This is a genomic window from Kitasatospora sp. NRRL B-11411, assembly GCF_000721345.1.
Taxonomy (GTDB): Bacteria; Actinomycetota; Actinomycetes; order Streptomycetales; family Streptomycetaceae; genus Kitasatospora; species Kitasatospora cineracea.
Genome location: NZ_JOGH01000036.1, coordinates 38,946 through 57,341 on the forward strand (window position 1 = coordinate 38,946; position 18,396 = coordinate 57,341).

An 18,396-nucleotide genomic window follows, 5' to 3' on the forward strand; every position below is an offset into this window, starting at 1 on the left:
CTGCCCCTACCGGGCCCGGACGCCGATCACCACGGTGGCGTCCCGCTCCTCGTCCTGCTCCGTGTGCGCTTCGAGGCCCTGCCCGGCCAGCAGGGCGGCGGTCGCCGGGGCCTGGCGTCCGCTGGTCTCGATCAGCAGGCGGCCGCCGGGGGCCAGCCAGCGGGGGGCGGCGGCCGCGACCCGGCGCTGGACGGCCAGGCCGTCGGCGCCGCCGTCCAGGGCCGTCGCGGGCTCGTGGTCGCGGGCCTCGGGCGGCAGCAGCGGGATCTCCCCGGTCGGCACGTACGGGGCGTTGGCCAGCAGCAGGTCGACCCGGCCGCGCAGGGCGGGCGGCAGCGGGGCGTCCAGGTCGCCGAGGTGGACCAGGCCGCCGTACGGGGCCAGGTTGCGGCGGGCGCAGGCCACCGCGGCCGGGTCGACGTCCGCGGCGTGCAGGACGGTGTCCGGGCCGAGCCGGGCGGCCAGCGCGGCGCCGATCGCGCCGGAGCCGCAGCACAGGTCGAGCAGCACCGCGCCGGGGCGGCCCAGCGCGGCGGCCCGCTCGACCAGGAACTCGCTGCGCCGGCGCGGCACGAACACCCCGGGGGCGAGCGCGATGCGCAGTCCGGCGAACTCGGCGAAGCCCACCACCTGTTCCAACGGGTGCCCCGCGCAACGGAGTTCGAGCATCCGATCGAGTTGCGCGGGGTCGGTGGCGGCGGCCAGCAGCAGCCGGGCCTCGTCCTCGGCGAAGACGCACCCGGCGGCGCGCAGCCGGTCGGTGAGCAGGGCTGGGGGGAGTGACACGGGGACCTCTCGAAGAGCCTGGCGGGCTCCCCGTCCGGTCAGGCCGCGACCCGGCGGCGGGGGAGCACCTCGACGACCTGCACGGTGATCTCTCCCACCTCCTCGGTCCGGCGCGCCCGCCATGACCGGACGCGTGCTGCGGCGCTCACCCTAACCCGTCCGCCCCGCACTGTCAGCCCTGCCGCCAGCGGTTGGTGATGGGCAGCCGGCGGTCGCGGCCGAAGTTCTTCGGCGAGACCTTCGGGCCCGGCGGGTACTGCCGCCGCTTGTACTCGGCGGTGTCGACCAGCCGCACCACCCGGTCCACCACCTCGGCCGGGAATCCGGCGGCCACGATCGCGTCCCGGCCCTCGTCGCCCTCCACGTACCGGGCCAGCACGGCGTCCAGCAGGTCGTAGTCGGGCAGCGAGTCGGTGTCCTTCTGGTCCGGCCGCAGCTCGGCGGACGGCGGCTTGGAGATGGTGTTCTCCGGGATCGGCGGCACCTCGCCGCGGGCCTCGGCCGCCGCGTTGCGCCAGCGGGCCAGCTTGAAGATCAGCGTCTTGTACACGTCCTTGATCGGCCCGTAGGCGCCCACCGAGTCGCCGTACAGCGTCGAGTAGCCGACCGCCAGTTCGCTCTTGTTGCCCGGCGCCAGGACCAGCTGCCCCTCCTGGTTGGAGATCGCCATCAGCAGGGTGCCGCGCATCCGCGACTGCAGGTTCTCCTCGGCCAGGCCGGTCAGCTCGGCGGCGCCCATGTAGGCGTCGAACATCGGGGCGATCGAGACCGTGCGGAAGTGCAGGCCGGTGCGGCGGGCCAGCTCGGCCGCGTCGTCCCGGGAGTGCTGCGAGGAGTAGCGCGAGGGCATCGAGACGCCGTACACGTGCTCCGCGCCGATCGCGTCCACCGCGATCGCCGCGACCAGCGCCGAGTCGATGCCGCCGGACAGGCCGATCAGCACCGAGCGCGCGCCGTTCTTGCGGACGTACGCCCGGGTGCCCTCGACCAGCGCCGCGTACACCTCGGCCTCGTCGTCCAGCCGCTCGGAGACCTGCGGCTCCAGCGGCTGCGCGGGCCGCTCCTTCGGCGCGCCGCCCAGGTCGACCCTGGTCAGCTTCAGGCCGTCGGCGAGCACCGTGCCGTCCGGCAGGCCGTCCTCGTTCGCGGCCGGCAGGTCGAGGTCGACGACCAGCAGCGCCTCCTCGAACTGCGGTCCGCGGGCCAGCAGTTCGCCGCCCTCGGTGACCACCATCGACTCGCCGTCGAAGACCAGCTCGTCCTGCGCGCCGACCATGTTCAGGTACACCAGCGGGCAGCCCGCCTCGGCGGCCCGGCGCTTGACCAGCTCCAGCCGGACGTCGTCCTTGTCGCGCTCGTAGGGCGAGCCGTTGACCGACAGCAGCAGGCCCGCGCCGGCCTGGCCGGTGGCGGCGACCCGGCCGCCCTCCTGCCAGATGTCCTCGCAGATCGCCAGCGCGACGTCCACGCCGTGCAGCCGCAGCACCGTCAGCTGGTCGCCCGGCACGAAGTACCGGTACTCGTCGAACACGCCGTAGTTCGGCAGGAAGTGCTTGGCGAACCTGGTCACCACCGCGCCGCCGCGCAGCACCGCCGCGCAGTTCTGCGGCTTGCCGGCGTACCGGGTGCCCGGCTCGCCGCGGCCCAGGTAGCCGACCACCACCGGGGTGTCGCCCAGGCCCTCGGCCTGCAGCTTCGCCGCCAGGTCGACCAGCGCGGCGCGGGAGCCCTCGACGAAGGAGCCGCGGAAGGCCAGGTCCTCCACCGGGTACCCGGTGAGCACCATCTCGGGGAAGGCGATCAGGTCGGCGCCGGACTCGGCGGCCCGCTTCGACCAGCGCAGCACCTCCTCGCTGTTGCGGGCGAGGTCACCGACCCAGGGGTCGATCTGGCACAGGGCGAGACGCAGATTCGGCATGCCCCCGAGTGTAATCGTCTAACTGACGCTATGTCGCGGGGGTACCCCCGTCGGCACGCCGGACACCCAGCCGGCACCCAGGTTCGCCCCGCTGCCCGCCCGGGATCGGCAAGCGGGCCCGGATCCGCCATGATGGGTGGCGACGCGGTCAGGGCGAGGTCTTCGCCGGGCCGGCCGGCCGGTGCGGGCGGCGTAACACGGGCGTAAAGAGCAGAGGTGAGACTGTCCCCATGGGCAAGCAGCAGGAGTTCGTGCTTCGCACGCTCGAAGAGCGTGACATCCGGTTCGTCCGGCTGTGGTTCACCGACGTGCTCGGGTTCCTCAAGTCCGTGGCGGTGGCCCCGGCCGAACTGGAACAGGCCTTCGAGGAAGGCATCGGCTTCGACGGCTCGGCGATCGAGGGCTTCGCCCGGGTCTACGAATCCGACATGATCGCCAAGCCGGACCCGACCACCTTCCAGATACTGCCGTGGCGCTCCGAGAACCCCGGCACCGCCCGGATGTTCTGCGACATCCTGATGCCCGACGGCTCGCCCTCCTACGCCGACCCGCGCTACGTCCTCAAGCGCACCCTGGAGAAGGCCTCCAACCTCGGCTTCACCTTCTACACCCACCCCGAGATCGAGTTCTTCCTGCTCAAGGACCTACCCGGCGACGGCACCCCGCCGACCCCCGCCGACCAGTCCGGCTACTTCGACCACACCCCGCGCGGCATCGGCCACGACTTCCGCCGCCAGGCCATCACCATGCTCGAATCCATGGGCATCTCGGTCGAGTTCAGCCACCACGAGGGCGCCCCCGGCCAGCAGGAGATCGACCTGCGCTACGCCGACGCGCTCTCCACCGCGGACAACATCATGACCTTCCGCCTGGTCATGAAGGAGGTCGCCCTCGAACAGGGCGTCCACGCCAGCTTCATGCCCAAGCCGTTCTCGCACTTCCCCGGCTCCGGCATGCACACCCACGTCTCCCTCTTCGAGGGCGACCGCAACGCCTTCCACGAGTCCGGCGCCGAGTACCAGCTCTCCAAGGTCGGCCGCTCCTTCATCGCCGGCCTGCTCAAGTACGCCGCCGAGACCGCCGCCGTCACCAACCAGTGGGTCAACTCCTACAAGCGCATCTGGGGCGGCTCCCAGCGCACCGCCGGCGCCGGCGGCGAAGCCCCCTCCTACATCTGCTGGGGCCACAACAACCGCTCCGCGCTCATCCGCGTCCCCATGTACAAGCCCGGCAAGCAGGGCTCCACCCGCATCGAGGTCCGCTCCCTCGACACCGGCTGCAACCCCTACCTCGCCTACGCCGTCACCCTCGCCGCCGGCCTCAAGGGCATCGAGGACAACCTCGAACTCCCCCCCGGCGCCGACGACGACGTCTGGGCCCTCACCGACGCCGAACGCCGCGCCCTCGGCATCCAGCCCATGCCCCAGAACCTCGGCGAGGCCATCGACCTCATGCAGCGCAGCGAACTCGTCGCCGAGACGCTGGGCGAGCACGTCTTCGACTTCTTCCTGCGCAACAAGCGCCAGGAGTGGGAGGAGTACCGCTCGGAGGTCACGCCGTTCGAGCTCCGCAAGGTGCTGCAGGTGCTGTAAGCACGGTGACGATCCGTCAGGCCCCGGCCGGGGAGCGGGAGTCCGGCCGGGGCCCGGCGGTTTTCCATCGGGGCCCGGTTTCGTGTTGGGTACGGGGTGGGGCAGGGGGAAGGAGACCCCTGGACCGGTGACCCGGAGGATGGGAGGGCAGATGGAACTGCGGCTGAGGTACGCGCCCCAGGCGGTGAACGCCGGGCGGTTCGCGGCGGACATCGTGACGTCGGCGGCGCAGGTCAGCGGGGTGCAGCTGGACTACTCGGTGGGGAGCCTGGCCGCCGTCGACGAGATCATCGAGGACTTCCGGGGCAGCGGGATCGACAGCGGCCAGGTCGGCGAGACGCTGTTCGGATTCGGCTGCTACGTCGGCGAGGTGATGGTCCGCCAGGGCGGCGCCTCCTGGCGGGAGGTGGGCGGCGAGGAGGTCCCGATGTTCGGCTTCCCGCTGGTGGTGCAGCTGCCGAGCGGGCAGGTGTGCAACCCGATCGGGAAGGTGTTCAAGCGGATGGACAACGGCCCCGAGGACAACCTGCCCTACTTCTACCGGGTGTTCGCCGAGCCGTGGCGCCGGGCTTAGCGCCGGGAGCCGCCGGGCGGGCGGATCCGGTCGCCTCGCGGTCGGAGGCGAGCCGTACCCTCGTGCCATGCGGCGAGGAGAGATCACCGAAGAGTCCGTGCTGAAAGCCATCGAAGAGCACGATGACATGGGGCGTGAGGAGTTCCTGTCCCATTACGGCTTCCGCAAGGCGCAGTCCTACGTCCTGGTGCACGAGGGCAGGGAGTACGACTCGAAGGCCATCGCGGGGGTCGCCCACAAGTGGGCGCAGGGCGAGGCGCTGCCCGCTGACGGTTTCAGCGGCGGCAAGGACCACGCGGCCGCTTGGCTGAGGGGCCTGGGCTTCACGGTCAAGGAGGTCAAGAACCCGGACTGGGTCTGGGACGAGGTGATCCTCGCCTGCGACCTCGTGGCATCGAACGGCTGGCACCAACTCGACGCCGACGACCAGAAGGTCCAGGAACTGTCGGAGCTGCTCCAACTGCTCCCGTTCCACGGGGAGGACGTGCGGGGCGCGAAGTTCAGGGACCGCAGCAACGTCGCCCGCAAGACCGCCGACATAGCGACCGGGCATCCCGATCACGAGGGCAGGGCGGCCAAGGGCGGCGCGACCGACCGGAGGGTGCTGCGCGAGTTCCTCGAACGGCCGGAGGAGATGGCGCAGGCCGCACGGCTCATCCGGGCGCAGCTGGCTACGGGGGAGGCCCTGGCCGGAACTCCGGCGGACGGGGAGCCGGACGAGGAGTACGAGGCGCCGGAGGGGCGGCTGCTCATGCGCCGGCACCAGGCCAGGGAGCGGGACCGGAAACTCCGGCAGAAGAAGATCGACTCGGTGCTGGGGAAGGGCGGCACCCTGGCCTGTGAGGTCTGCGGGTTCGACTACCAGGCCGTGTACGGGGAACGCGGCGCGGGTTACGTCGAGTGCCACCACGTGGTGCCCCTGCACGTGGCGGGTGAGGGGACGACGAAGCTCGCCGATCTCGCGCTGATCTGCGCCAACTGCCACCGGATGATCCACCGGAAGGCCCCGTGGCCCACGCCTGCGGAGCTGCGGGAGGCCGTCGAGGGGCGGCGGGGCACCGGGTCCGGCGGGGCCGGGTAGCGGTCCTTCGGCAGTGGAGGCGGGGAGCACCGGGACCCGGTTGACGGTGCGTCACGGGGCGCGTCCGGGGCGGGCGGGAACGTACGCTTCGGAGCAGGGATCGGCGACGGGAAGCGGGAGCACGGTGGAGGAACGGGCCGGGAGCCGGGTCAGCCGGTTGGAGACCCGACTGGTGCGGCGCGGGTTCTCCGATCCGGACCAGGCGGTGCGGCTGCTCGACGAACCGGCGCTGCACGGGCTGGCCGGCGATCCGGTGCTGCTGGACGCGCTGAGTGCCGCGGCCGATCCGGACCAGGCGCTGTTCGGGCTGGCCCGGCTGCTGGAGGCGCTGGATCCGCACGAGCGGCACACCCTGCGCGACACCCTGACCGCCGCCAAGCCGCTGCGGGACCGGCTGCTGGGCGTCCTGGGCGCCTCGACCGCGCTCGCCGACCACCTGGCCCGGCACCCCCGCGACTGGCACGCCCTGGTCTCCTTCGAGCTGCGCGACATCCACCCCGGCCGGGGCGACTTCCTCGGCGAACTCACCCGCCGGGTGTGGGCCGAGCCGGAGGGCGACCGGGCCGACGCGCTGCGCGCCGCCTACCGGCGCTGCCTGCTGGCCATCGCCGCCCGCGACCTGTCCGGCACCACCGACCTGCCGCAGGCCGCCGCCGAACTCGCCGACCTGGCTGGCGCCACCCTGCAGGCCGCCCTCGACATCGCCGCCGAGCAGGACCCGGAGGCCGCCGCGGCCGCCCGGCTGGCGGTGATCGGAATGGGCAAGTGCGGCGGCCGCGAGCTGAACTACGTCTCCGACGTGGACGTGATCTTCGTGGCCGAGGCCCGCGAGGGCGTCGACGAGCAGAAGGCCGTGCAGGCCGCCACCCGGCTCGCCGCGCACGCCATGCGGCTGTGCTCCGACACCACCGGCGAGGGCACCATCTGGCCGGTCGACGCCAACCTGCGCCCCGAGGGCCGCAACGGCCCGCTGGTGCGCACCCTGGCCAGCCACCTCGCCTACTACCAGCGCTGGGCCAAGACCTGGGAGTTCCAGGCCCTGCTCAAGGCCCGCCCGATCGCCGGCGACCCCGAACTCGGCCGCGCCTACGCCGAGGCCGTCGCCCCGCTGGTGTGGCAGGCCGCCGCCCGGGAGAACTTCGTCACCGACGTCCAGCAGATGCGCCGCCGGGTGGTCGACGCCATCCCGGCCGGCGAGCTGGACCGGCAGCTGAAGCTCGGCCCCGGCGGCCTGCGCGACGTCGAGTTCGCCGTCCAGCTGCTGCAACTCGTGCACGGGCGCACCGACGAGGCGCTGCGCAGCGGCAACACGCTGGAGGCGCTGGCCGCGCTCAGCGCCGGCGGCTACGTCGGGCGGGCCGACGCCGCCTCGCTGGACGCCGCGTACCGCTTCCTGCGCACCCTGGAGCACCGGATCCAGCTGCAGCGGCTTCGCCGCACCCACCTGATGCCCACCGACCCCGCCGACCTGCGCCGGCTGGCCCGCACGATGGCCCCCCAGCTCGGCCCGGACAGCAAGGGCGACCCGGTGGCGGCCCTGCAACGGGAGTGGAAGCGGCACGCGGTGGAGGTCCGGCGGCTGCACGAGCGGCTGTTCTACCGGCCGCTGCTGGACGCCGTCGCCGAACTGCCGGTCGCCGAACTGCGGGTCACCGGCTCCGGCGCCGCCGGGCTCAGCACCGAGGCCGCCAAGCAGCGCCTGGCCGCCCTCGGCTACGCCGACCCGGCCGCCGCGCTGCGGCACATCTCCGCGCTCGCCTCCGGCGTCAGCCGCAAGGCCGCCATCCAGCGCACCCTGCTGCCGGTGCTGCTCGGCTGGTTCGCCGACTCCGCCGACCCCGACGCCGGGCTGCTCAACTTCCGCCAGGTCTCCGACGCGCTCGGCCGCACCCCCTGGTACCTGCGGCTGCTGCGCGACGAGGGCGCCGCCGCCGAACAGCTCGCCCGGGTGCTGTCCGCCGGACGCCTCGCCCCCGACCTGCTGCTGCGCGCCCCCGAGGCGGTCGCCATGCTCGGCGACGCCGGCGGCCTCGTCCCGCGCGGCCGGGCCGCGCTGGAGGCGGAGGTGCTGGCCGCCGTCGGCCGGGCCGGCAGCCCCGCCGCCGCAGTCGCCGCGGCCCGGGCCGTCCGCCGCCGCGAACTGTTCCGCACCGCCGCCGCCGACGTCCTCGGCCGACTCGACGAGGACCCGGCCCGCGCCCTCGACCTCACCGGCGAGGCACTCACCTCGATCACCGCCGCCACCCTGCAGGGCGCGCTGCGCGCCGCGGGCAACGGCTGGGAGGACCGGGGCGGCGAGCTGCCCACCCGGATCGCGATCGTCGCGATGGGCCGGTTCGGCGGCCACGAACTCGGCTACGGCTCGGACGCCGACGTGCTGTTCGTGCACGATCCCCGGCCCGGCGTCCCCGACGAGGAGGCCGCCCGGGCCGCCCGCGAGGTGGTCGGCGAACTGCGCACCCTGCTGGCCGCCCCGTCCGTCGAACCCCCGCTGCTGGTCGACGCCGACCTGCGCCCCGAGGGCCGCAACGGCCCGCTGGTGCGCACCCTCAGCTCGTACGCCGCGTACTACGCGCGCTGGTCGCACGCCTGGGAGAGCCAGGCGCTGCTGCGGGCCGAGCCGATGGCCGGCGACCCCGAGCTCGGCGCGCGCTTCCGGGAGCTGATCGACCCGCTGCGCTACCCCGGCGCGGGCGTCCCCGACCGGGACCTGATGGAGATCCGCCGGATCAAGGCCCGGATCGAGGCCGAACGGCTGCCGCGCGGCGCCGACCCCACCACCCACACCAAGATCGGCCGCGGCGGGCTGGCGGACGTCGAGTGGACGGTGCAGCTGCTGCAGCTCCGGCACGGCCACGAGCTGCCGGCCCTGCGCACCACCCGCACCCGGGCGGCGCTGGCCGCCGCGACGGAGGCCGGGCTGGTCGACCGGGAGGACGCGGAGGTGCTGGACGCCGCCTGGGTGCTCGCCTCCCGGGTGCGGGCCGCGGTGATGCTGGTGCGCGGGCGCGCGGGGGACAGCTTCCCCGGCGACGCGCGGGAGCTGGCGGGGGTGGCGCGCTACCTCGGCTACGGGGTGGGGCACTCGGGGGAGCTGGTGGACGAGTACCGGCGGACGACGCGGCGTGCCCGCCGGGTGGTGGAGCGGCTGTTCTACGGCGGGGAGTAGCGCGCAAGCGCGGGCTTCGGGTGGGCGCACAGCAGGATCGCGGCGCAGGAGGGTGGTCCGTCCTGTGCCGCGATCCTGCGGGAGGTGCGTGGCCGGTCGCGCAGTTCCCCGCGCCCCCGGCGGCGTGCCGGCGTTAGGCGTTGACCTTGGTGTCCCACTGGGCGGGGACGGTGAGTTCCCGGTCGGCCGGTTCGCCGGGCCGGCGGGGGAGGCGGTAGACCCAGGTGTGGTAGATCAGGCGGGCGGAGAGGAAGCCGACGGCCAGGCAGACCTCGCCGCCGACCGCGTCCAGCCAGAAGTGGTTGGCGGTGGAGACGATCACGCTGAGGGTGGCCAGGGGGTAGGCCAGGCCGAGCAGGCGGACCCAGGTGCGGCGGGCCAGGAAGAAGATGGTCAGGCCGCACCACATGGACCAGCCGATGTGCATGGAGGGCATCGCCGCGTACTGGTTGGAGACCGTCGCCCCGGCGCCGGAGGCCAGCGAGCCCCAGGTCTGGTGGAGGGTGACGGTGTCCAGGAAGCCGCCGCCGGTCATCAGGCGGGGCGGGGCCAGCGGGAAGCAGTAGAAGCCGACCAGGGCGATGCCGGTGGTGACGAACAGCACCGTCCGGGCGGCGGCGTAGCGGCCGGGGTGGGAGCGGTAGAGCCAGACCAGCACGCCGATGGTGATGATGAAGTGCAGGGTGGCGTAGTAGTAGTTCATCCCGACGATCAGCCAGCTGACCGAGTTGACGCCGTGGTTGATGGAGCGCTCGACGGCGATGCCGAGGGTGTGCTCCAGGTTCCAGACCCAGGTGGCGTGCTTCTGGGCGATCTCGGCCTGCTCGGGGACGGCGTTGCGGACCAGCGAGTACAGCCAGTAGCTGAGGCCGATCAGGGCGAGTTCGAAGAGCAGGTGCGGCCGACGCGGGGTGCGGCGCTGCTCGCGCAGGCGGCCGCGGACGGCGGCCCCGGGTGACCGGGCGACGCGGGTGGCTCCGCCGGGCGTACGGGCGGTGCGGTCCGTGCCCGGGTCGGAACCGGTGTGCGTGGTCCGGTCGGCACGTTCGGCGCCGGTTGTCTGGATCTCGGTCGGTTCCCCCATGGACGAGAAGTCTGCCAGACCAGGTGTGGCCGCTTGCTCATCCTCTGGTTGGGGATTCTTCACCGATTGTCCCCCTACGGGGGTAGGGGTCGATCGGTTCTCGAGGCGCATGCCGTCCATTGTGGCGCGCGGGTTACGAGGGGTCGAACCGGGGTCTGGTTCGGGCACGCACCCCGGCGGGGGCGGGGCGGGGGCGGGGGAGCGGCCGCGGGGCGGGCCGGGAAGGGGCTCAGGTCACGACTCGGTATGACTCCGGGGCGAAACCGCTTTCGCATCTTGCTGAAACATCTTGCAGGGCGCTAGGTTCCACGCCACCCACCCCATGCCCGAGCGCCCCCGAGGGAGAGCCCTGCCGTGGCCGACGCCCCGTTCCGCCCCCAGCGCCGCACCACCCCCTACCGCCGTCCCGGACGGGCCGCCGTCCTGGTCGCGGCCTCGCTGATCGCCGCCACCCTGGGCGCCGCCCCGCTGGCCGCGGCCGCGCCCGCCAAGCCCGCGGCCCCGCCGTCCGACAAGGACCTGGCGGCCACCGCGAGCCGGCACGACCTGACCCGCGAGCAGTTCTACTTCGTGCTGCCGGACCGCTTCGCCAACGGCAGCACCGGCAACGACACCGGCGGTATCACCGGCGGCCGGATGGACAACGGCCTCGACCCGGCCGACAAGGGCTTCTACCACGGCGGTGACCTGCAGGGCCTGATCGACAAGCTCGACTACATCCAGGACCTGGGCACCACCGCGATCTGGATGGCGCCGATCTTCAAGAACCAGCCCGTGCAGGGCGCCGGCGCGGACGCCTCGGCCGGCTACCACGGCTACTGGATCACCGACTTCACCCAGGTCGACCCGCACTTCGGCACCAACGCCCAGCTCAAGGAGCTGATCGACAAGGCGCACAAGCGCGGCATCAAGGTCTTCTTCGACGTCATCACCAACCACACCGCCGACGTCATCGACTACGCGGAGAAGACGTACGACTACCGCTCCGAGGGCGCCTACCCGACCCTCGACGCGGACGGCAACCCGGTCGACGAGACCGCGGTCGCCGACGCCCGGGCGCAGTGGCCGAACACCACCAAGGACTCCTTCCCCTACACCCCGGTGTTCCGCGACCAGGCGGGCACCACGGCGAAGACCCCGTCCTGGCTGAACGACCCGTCGCTGTACCACAACCGGGGCAACTCGACCTTCGTCGGCGAGTCCGCGACCGAGGGCGACTTCTCCGGCCTGGACGACCTGGACACCCAGAACCCCAAGGTCGTCGCGGGGATGGAGAAGATCTACCAGCAGTGGGTCGCCGAGACCGGCGTCGACGGCTTCCGGATCGACACCGTCAAGCACGTCAACCTGGCGTTCTGGGAGCAGTGGGCGCCCGCGCTGAAGCAGTTCGCCGCGCAGCAGGGCAACAAGAAGTTCTTCATGTTCGGCGAGGTGTACTCGGGCGACCCGGCGATCACCTCCCCGTACGTCACCAAGGGCAAGCTGCAGGCCACCCTGGACTTCGCGTTCCAGGAGGCGGCCCGCTCGTACGTCTCGCAGAACGGCTCGGCCAAGGCGCTCAGCGCGCTGTACGCGCAGGACTACCGGTACACCACGGCCGACACCGACGCCTACGAGCTGCCGACCTTCCTCGGCAACCACGACATGGGCCGGTTCGGCTCCTTCCTGCAGAGCGACAACCCGGGCGCCTCGAACGACGCGCTGCTGGCCAAGGACCGGCTCGCCAACGAGCTGCAGTTCCTGACCCGCGGCCAGCCGGTGGTCTACTACGGCGACGAGCAGGGCTTCACCGGCGCGGGCGGCGACAAGGACGCCCGGCAGGACATGTTCGCCTCGAAGACCCCCTCGTACAACACCGACACCGTGATCGGCGGCGAGTCGGGTTCGAAGGACCGGTACGGCCAGGACGGTGCGCTGTACCAGGGCATCGCGGGCCTGGCGAAGCTGCGCAAGGACAACCCGGCGCTGGCCGACGGCGCCCAGGTCGAGCGGTACGCGGCGGACGGGCCGGGCGTGTACGCGTTCTCCCGGATCGACGCCAAGGAGCAGGTCGAGTACCTGGCGGCGGTCAACAACGCCGCCGAGGCGAAGACCGTCACGCTGGACACCTTCTCGGCGGGCATGGACTTCGACGGCCTGTACGGGTTCAAGGGCAAGGTCACCAGCGGCGCGGACGGCAAGGTGACGGTCACCGTGCCCGCGATGTCCTCGCTGGTGCTGAAGGCCGAGCACAAGCTGGCCAAGCCGGCGGCCGGTCCGTCGATCACCGCCAGCGCGCCGGCCGACGGTTCGTACGGCACCGTCACGCTGGGCGCGAGCGTGCCCGGCGGCGGGTTCAACCGGGTCACCTTCGCCGCGCAGGTGGGGGACGGGGCCTGGCAGACGCTGGGCACCGCCGACAACGGCGTGTACCGCGTCACCCAGAACCTGGACGGGGTCGCGCCGGGGACCGTCGTCCGCTTCAAGGCCGTGGTCGAGGACTCGGCGGGCCGACTGGCCTCCACCACCGGGGAGTTCACCACCGGGCAGCAGCCGGCGGCGCCGGCGCCGAGCGCGGTGTCGCGCGAGTACGCGGTGGTGCACTACCAGCGCAAGGACGGCGACTACGACGGCTGGAACCTGTACACCTGGGGCGACATCGCCGACGGCGAGGCGACCACCTGGCCGGCCGGGCACGGCTTCGTCGGGCGGGACGCGTACGGGGCGTTCGCGTACGTGAAGCTCAAGGGCGGGGCGTCCGACGTCGGGTTCGTGGTGGAGAACAACGGCACCAAGGACGTCGACCAGGACCGGCACATCGACATCTCCGCCACCGGCGAGGTGTGGATCAAGGAGGGCGACGCCACCGTCCGCACCGCGAATCCGGACGCGGCGCAGCCGGTGCCCGAGGGCAAGGCGGTCATCCACTACCGGCGGGCCGACGGCAACTACACCGGCTGGGGCCTGCACGACTGGACCGGCGCGGCCGCGCCCACCGACTGGGGCAGCCCGCTGATGCCGGCCCGGCAGGACGCGTTCGGCGCGGTCTTCGAGGTGCCGCTGGCCCAGGGCGCGACCAGCCTCAGCTACATCATCCACAACGGCGGCGACAAGGACCTGCCGCAGGACCAGTCGCTCGACTTCGCCACCTCCGGCCGGGAGATCTGGATCATCGGCGGCCAGGAGGGCCACCTGCTGCCGCAGGCCGGCGGCACCTCCTCGCAGCTCGACCTGGGCTCGGCCAAGGCCCAGTGGATCGACGCGAAGACCGTCGTGGTGCCCGCCAACTACGGTGCGGGGGACGCCCAGTTGAAGGGCGGCACCAGCGCCCAGCTGATCTACGACCCCGAGGGCGGGCTGAGCGTCGACAAGGGCGTGCTGTCCAAGCCGGGCCACTGGATCCGGCTCAACCAGGCGGCCGGCCTCACCGACGCGCAGAAGGCGAAGTTCCCGCACCTGGCCGGGTACCGGGCGTTCACCGTCGACCCGCGCGACGCGGGCCGGATCACCGCCGCGCTGCGCGCCCAGACGGTGTTCACCGAGCACCTGCCCAACGGCGCCGCGCTCGCCGCCACCGGCGTGCAGACCCCCGGCGTGCTGGACGACCTGTACGCGGCCAAGGCGGCCTCCGCGCAGCTCGGCCCGGTGTACTCGGGCGACCAGGGCAAGGGCAACAACGGGAACGGCAAGGACAAGGACAAGGGCGACAAGCGGAAGGTGACGCTGTCGCTGTGGGCGCCGACCGCGACCGACGTCGCGGTGCAGCTGTTCGACAAGGCGAGCGGCGGCACCCCGAGGACCGTGCCGCTGAAGCGGGACGACGCGTCCGGCGTCTGGTCGCTGACCGGGGACGCCAAGGACCTGGACGGCAAGTACTACCTGTACCAGGTGAAGGTGTGGGCGCCGAGCGTCCAGCAGATGGTCACCAACCTGGTCACCGACCCGTACTCGACCGCGCTGGCCGCGGACTCCAAGCGCAGCCTGGTCGCCGACCTGTCCTCGGCCGCGACCAAGCCCAAGGGCTGGGACCAGCACCGCAGTCCGGAGGCGATCCCGGCGGTGAAGCAGCAGATCCAGGAGCTGCACGTGCGGGACTTCTCGTCCGCCGACAGCACCGTGCCGGCCGACGAGCGGGGCACCTACCTGGCGTTCACGCAGTCCAGGTCGGCGGGCATGCAGCACCTGAAGGACCTCGCCAAGGCCGGCGTGACCACCGTCCACCTGCTGCCGACCTTCGACATCGCCACCATCCGGGAGAACCGGGCCGACCAGAAGCTCCCGGCCTGCGACCTGGCCGCGCTGGCCGCCGACTCCGAGAAGCAGCAGGAGTGCGTGGCGGCCGTGCAGGCCGACGACGCCTACAACTGGGGCTACGACCCGCTGCACTACACGGTGCCGGAGGGCTCCTACGCCACCGACCCGAACGGCACCGCGCGCACCGAGCAGTTCCGCGCGATGGTGCAGGCGATGCACGAGGCGGGCCTGCGGGTGGTGCTGGACGTGGTGTACAACCACACCGCGGCGGCCGGGCAGGACGACAAGTCGGTGCTCGACAAGGTCGTCCCCGGCTACTACCAGCGGCTCAGCGACAGCGGCAAGGTCACCACCGACTCCTGCTGCGCCGACACCGCGCCCGAGCACGCCATGATGAACAAGCTGGTCGTGGACTCAGTGGTGACCTGGGCCAAGCAGTACCGGGTGGACGGCTTCCGGTTCGACCTGATGGGCCTGGACCCGAAGTCGACCATGCTGGACGTGCAGTCGGCGCTGCGGGCGCTCACCCCGCAGAAGGACGGCGTCGACGGATCGAGCGTCTTCCTGTACGGCGAGGGTTGGAACTTCGGGACGGTCGCCAATGACGCCCGGTTCGTCCAGGCCACCCAGGTCAACATGGCCGGCACCGGCATCGCGACCTTCAACGACCGGATCCGGGACGCCGGGCGCGGCGGCAACTTCGAGCTGTCCTCGGCCCCGCAGCAGGGCTTCGCCTCCGGCCTGTTCACCGACCCGAACGGCTCGGCCGACAACGGCACCCCCGAGCAGCAGAAGGCCCGGCTGCTGCACCAGATGGACCAGGTGAAGGTCGGCCTGACCGGCAACCTGGCGGCGTACAAGTTCACCGACAGCAGCGGGAAGCCGGTCACCGGCAGCGGTGTCGACTACAACGGCTCGCCGACCGGCTACGCGGCCGCCCCCGGCGAGGCGGTGGAGTACCTGGACGCGCACGACAACGCGGACCTGTACGACGCGCTGGCGTTCAAGCTGCCGCAGTCCACCTCGCCCGCCGACCGGGCCCGGATGCAGGCGCTGGGCCTGTCGCTGACCGCGCTGAGCCAGGGCCCGGGCTTCGCCCAGGCCGGCAGCGACCTGCTGCGCTCCAAGTCGCTGGACGCCAACTCCTTCGACTCCGGTGACTGGTTCAACTCGATCAGCTGGGACTGCAAGCTCGGCAACGGCTGGGGCCGCGGCCTGCCGATGGCGGCCGACAACCAGTCGATGTGGGCCCGCGACAAGCAGCTGCTGGCCGACCCGAAGCTGCGGATGGGCTGCAACGAGACGGGCGCCAGCACCGCCATCTACCAGCAGTTCCTGAAGATCCGTCAGTCCTCGCCGCTGTTCGCGCTGGCCAGCACGGCGGAGGTGCAGCGCCGGCTGTCCTTCCCGCTGTCCGGCACCGCGGGGGAGGACCCGGGCGTGATCACCATGCACCTGGACGGCACCGGGCTGAAGGGCGCCGAGAAGGGCATCACGGTGGTCTTCAACGCCACCCCGACCGCGCAGACCCAGACCGTGGCGGGCCTGCGCGGCAGCAGGCAGGAACTGCACAAGGTGCAGGCGAAGGGCAGTGACCCGGTGGTGAAGCAGGCCGCCTTCGACCCGGCTACGGGCACCTTCACGGTGCCGGGCCGGACGGTGGCGGTGTTCGTCCAGAACTGATTGTTTCCCGGCGGTAACAGGGGCCTCACCTCCGGGTGGGGCCCCGCTCCGTGGTGGCCGAAAATCGACGCTCGCGGCGAGGTTTGGCATGGACCTTTCCGATGCTGTCCCACATGCCGGACCATGCAGGGGTGTTCGAGGGGTCGAGGGGCAGTCATTAATCGGTCAATCAGTGGCATGCATCTGTCATTCACGAGGTGTTTGCTGCCAGGATTCCCCCGGCTGCGGACCGACAGGTAGCCCCAACTCCCGCCGGTGGAAACCTCCCCAGGACTCCGGCGGCCGCAGCCCGGCACGCGTACCCCACGTGCCCGGTACCGCGTACGTGCACCGCACCCCGAGCCGCGACCGGCGGCAGGGGCCCCCGCTGCGCCGCAACCGCGGCCAGATTCTCTCCACCGCTCGTGACCCCGCGACGGTCGGTAAAGGAGTCCCGCATGTCTCGCTACACGCATGCCCGCGTGAGCATGGCCGCCCTGGCCGCCACCACCGCCCTGCTGGTGACCGCGATCCCGGTGGCCGTGGCCCAGGCCGCCCCCACCGCCGGCGCCCAGGTCGCCGGCCAGCAGGCGGCCGCCGGGCACGCCCAGCTGATCGCCGACGCGGGCACCCGCTCCGCCGGCTTCGCGCAGGGCCTGGGCCTGGGCTCGGCCGAGAAGCTGGTGGCCAAGGACGCGTTCAAGGACGCCGACGGCACCCAGCACTTCCGCTACGAGCGCACCTACAACGGACTCCCCGTGCTCGGTGGCGACCTGATCGTCCACCAGGCGGCCAACGGCACCACCAAGGGCGTCGACCGGGCCTCCACCGCCTCGCTGACCGGCCTGTCCACCACCCCGAAGCTGGCCGCCGCCAAGGGCCAGTCCACCGCGCTCGCCGCCGAGGCCGGCTCCGCCCTGGAGACCGCGCCCCGCCTGGTCGTCTGGGCCGCCGACAACAACCCGCGGCTGGCCTGGGAGACCGTGGTCTCCGGCACCGAGAAGGACGGCACCCCGAGCAAGCTGCACGTGATCACCGACGCCACCACCGGCGCCGTGATCCAGAAGGTCGAGGGCGTGCAGACCGGCACCGGCAACGGCGTCTTCGTCGGCAACGTCACCATCGGCACCACGCTGTCGGGTTCGACGTACCAGATGAAGGACGCCACCCGCGGCGGGATGTACACCACCAACCTGAACAACGGCACCAGCGGCAACGGCACCCTGTTCACCAAGTCGACCGACAGCTGGGGCGACGGCACCGTCTCCAACAAGGAGTCCGCGGCCGTCGACGCCCACTACGGCGTCTCGATGACCTGGGACTACTACAAGAACACCTTCGGCCGCAACGGCATCCGCAACGACGGCGTCGGCGCGTACAGCCGGGTCCACTACGGCAGCAACTACGTCAACGCGTTCTGGGACGACACCTGCTTCTGCATGACCTACGGCGACGGCTCGGGCAACACCCAGCCGCTGACCGAACTCGACGTCGCGGGCCACGAGATGACGCACGGCGTCACCTCCAACACGGCGGGCCTGAACTACTCGGGCGAGTCCGGCGGCCTGAACGAGTCCACCTCGGACGTGTTCGGCACCATGGTCGAGTTCTACGCGAACCTGCCCAAGGACAACCCGGACTACCTGATCGGCGAGCTGATCAACATCAACGGCGACGGCACGCCGCTCCGTTACATGGACAAGCCCTCCAAGGACGGCTCCTCGGCCGACTCCTGGTACAGCGGCGTCGGCAACCTCGACGTCCACTACTCCTCCGGCGTCGGCAACCACCTCTTCTACCTGCTGTCCGAGGGCAGCGGCGCCAAGGTGGTCAACGGTGTCAGCTACAACTCGCCGACCGCCAACGGCATCACCGTCACCGGCATCGGCCGGGACAAGGCCGCCGCGATCTGGTACCGCGCGCTGACCACCTACTGGACCTCCACCACCAACTACGCCAGCGCCCGGGCCGGCATGCTCTCCGCCGCGACCGACCTGTACGGGGCCAACTCGGCCGAGTACAACGCCACCGCCACCGCCTGGGCCGCCGTCAACGTCGGCAGCGCCCCCAGCACCGGCGGCCCGACCGTCACCAGCCCGGGCAACCAGTCCACCGCGCTGAACGGCTCGGTCAACCTGCAGGTCAAGGCCACCGGTGGCACCGCGCCGCTCAGCTACTCGGCCACCGGCCTGCCCACGGGCCTGTCGATCAACGCCTCCACCGGCGTGATCAGCGGCACCGCCACCGCGGCCGGCACCTACAACGTGACCGTCACCGCCAAGGACGCCGCCAACAAG

General features: G+C 72.2%; 9 protein-coding genes. 6 read left to right on the top strand and 3 right to left on the bottom strand.

The features are described from left to right. Positions 1-6: 6 nt before the first annotated feature. Together IH44_RS0118585 and IH44_RS0118590 are read right to left on the bottom strand one after the other, a co-directional pair. Positions 7-786 (bottom strand): putative protein N(5)-glutamine methyltransferase, encoded by a 780-nt coding sequence (locus IH44_RS0118585; protein WP_030460730.1) that lies wholly within the window; start codon positions 784-786, stop codon positions 7-9. A gap of 172 nt (positions 787-958) precedes the next feature. Then, positions 959-2,704 carry an NAD+ synthase gene (locus IH44_RS0118590; RefSeq protein WP_030460731.1) on the bottom strand — a complete coding sequence of 582 codons (1,746 nt, stop codon included), beginning with the start codon at positions 2,702-2,704 and terminating at the stop codon, positions 959-961. A gap of 230 nt (positions 2,705-2,934) precedes the next feature. Between IH44_RS0118590 and glnA the strand changes: the two genes are divergently transcribed. The 4 genes from glnA (at position 2,935) to IH44_RS0118610 (ending at position 9,120) form a co-directional block, all read left to right on the top strand. Continuing rightward, a complete protein-coding gene (glnA, locus tag IH44_RS0118595) occupies positions 2,935-4,296 on the top strand; it encodes a type I glutamate--ammonia ligase (protein ID WP_014135480.1) in 1,362 nt (453 codons plus the stop codon). A gap of 151 nt (positions 4,297-4,447) precedes the next feature. Then, positions 4,448-4,870: a hypothetical protein gene (locus tag IH44_RS0118600; RefSeq protein WP_030460732.1), complete on the top strand. Its 423-nt coding sequence runs from the start codon at positions 4,448-4,450 to the stop codon at positions 4,868-4,870. Between the two features lie 67 nt (positions 4,871-4,937). Continuing rightward, positions 4,938-5,951 (top strand): HNH endonuclease, encoded by a 1,014-nt coding sequence (locus IH44_RS0118605; protein ID WP_030460733.1) that lies wholly within the window; start codon positions 4,938-4,940, stop codon positions 5,949-5,951. 124 nt (positions 5,952-6,075) lie between these two features. Continuing rightward, entirely contained in the window at positions 6,076-9,120 is a 3,045-nt protein-coding gene (locus IH44_RS0118610; RefSeq protein ID WP_198545011.1) for a bifunctional [glutamine synthetase] adenylyltransferase/[glutamine synthetase]-adenylyl-L-tyrosine phosphorylase, read from the top strand. 133 nt (positions 9,121-9,253) lie between these two features. Here IH44_RS0118610 and IH44_RS0118615 read toward each other — a convergent pair whose 3' ends face one another. Further along, the gene (locus IH44_RS0118615; protein WP_030460735.1) at positions 9,254-10,204 is read right to left on the bottom strand and encodes a phosphatase PAP2 family protein; all 951 of its coding nucleotides are present in this window, start codon (positions 10,202-10,204) and stop codon (positions 9,254-9,256) included. A gap of 354 nt (positions 10,205-10,558) precedes the next feature. On the opposite strand from IH44_RS0118615, the gene pulA reads away from it, so the two are divergent. Together pulA and IH44_RS0118625 are read left to right on the top strand one after the other, a co-directional pair. After that, a complete protein-coding gene (gene pulA / locus IH44_RS0118620; protein WP_030460736.1) occupies positions 10,559-16,120 on the top strand; it encodes a pullulanase-type alpha-1,6-glucosidase in 5,562 nt (1,853 codons plus the stop codon). 437 nt (positions 16,121-16,557) lie between these two features. After that, positions 16,558-18,396 (top strand): M4 family metallopeptidase (locus IH44_RS0118625; protein WP_051817046.1); only part of this gene is annotated, 1,839 nt, incomplete at its 3' end.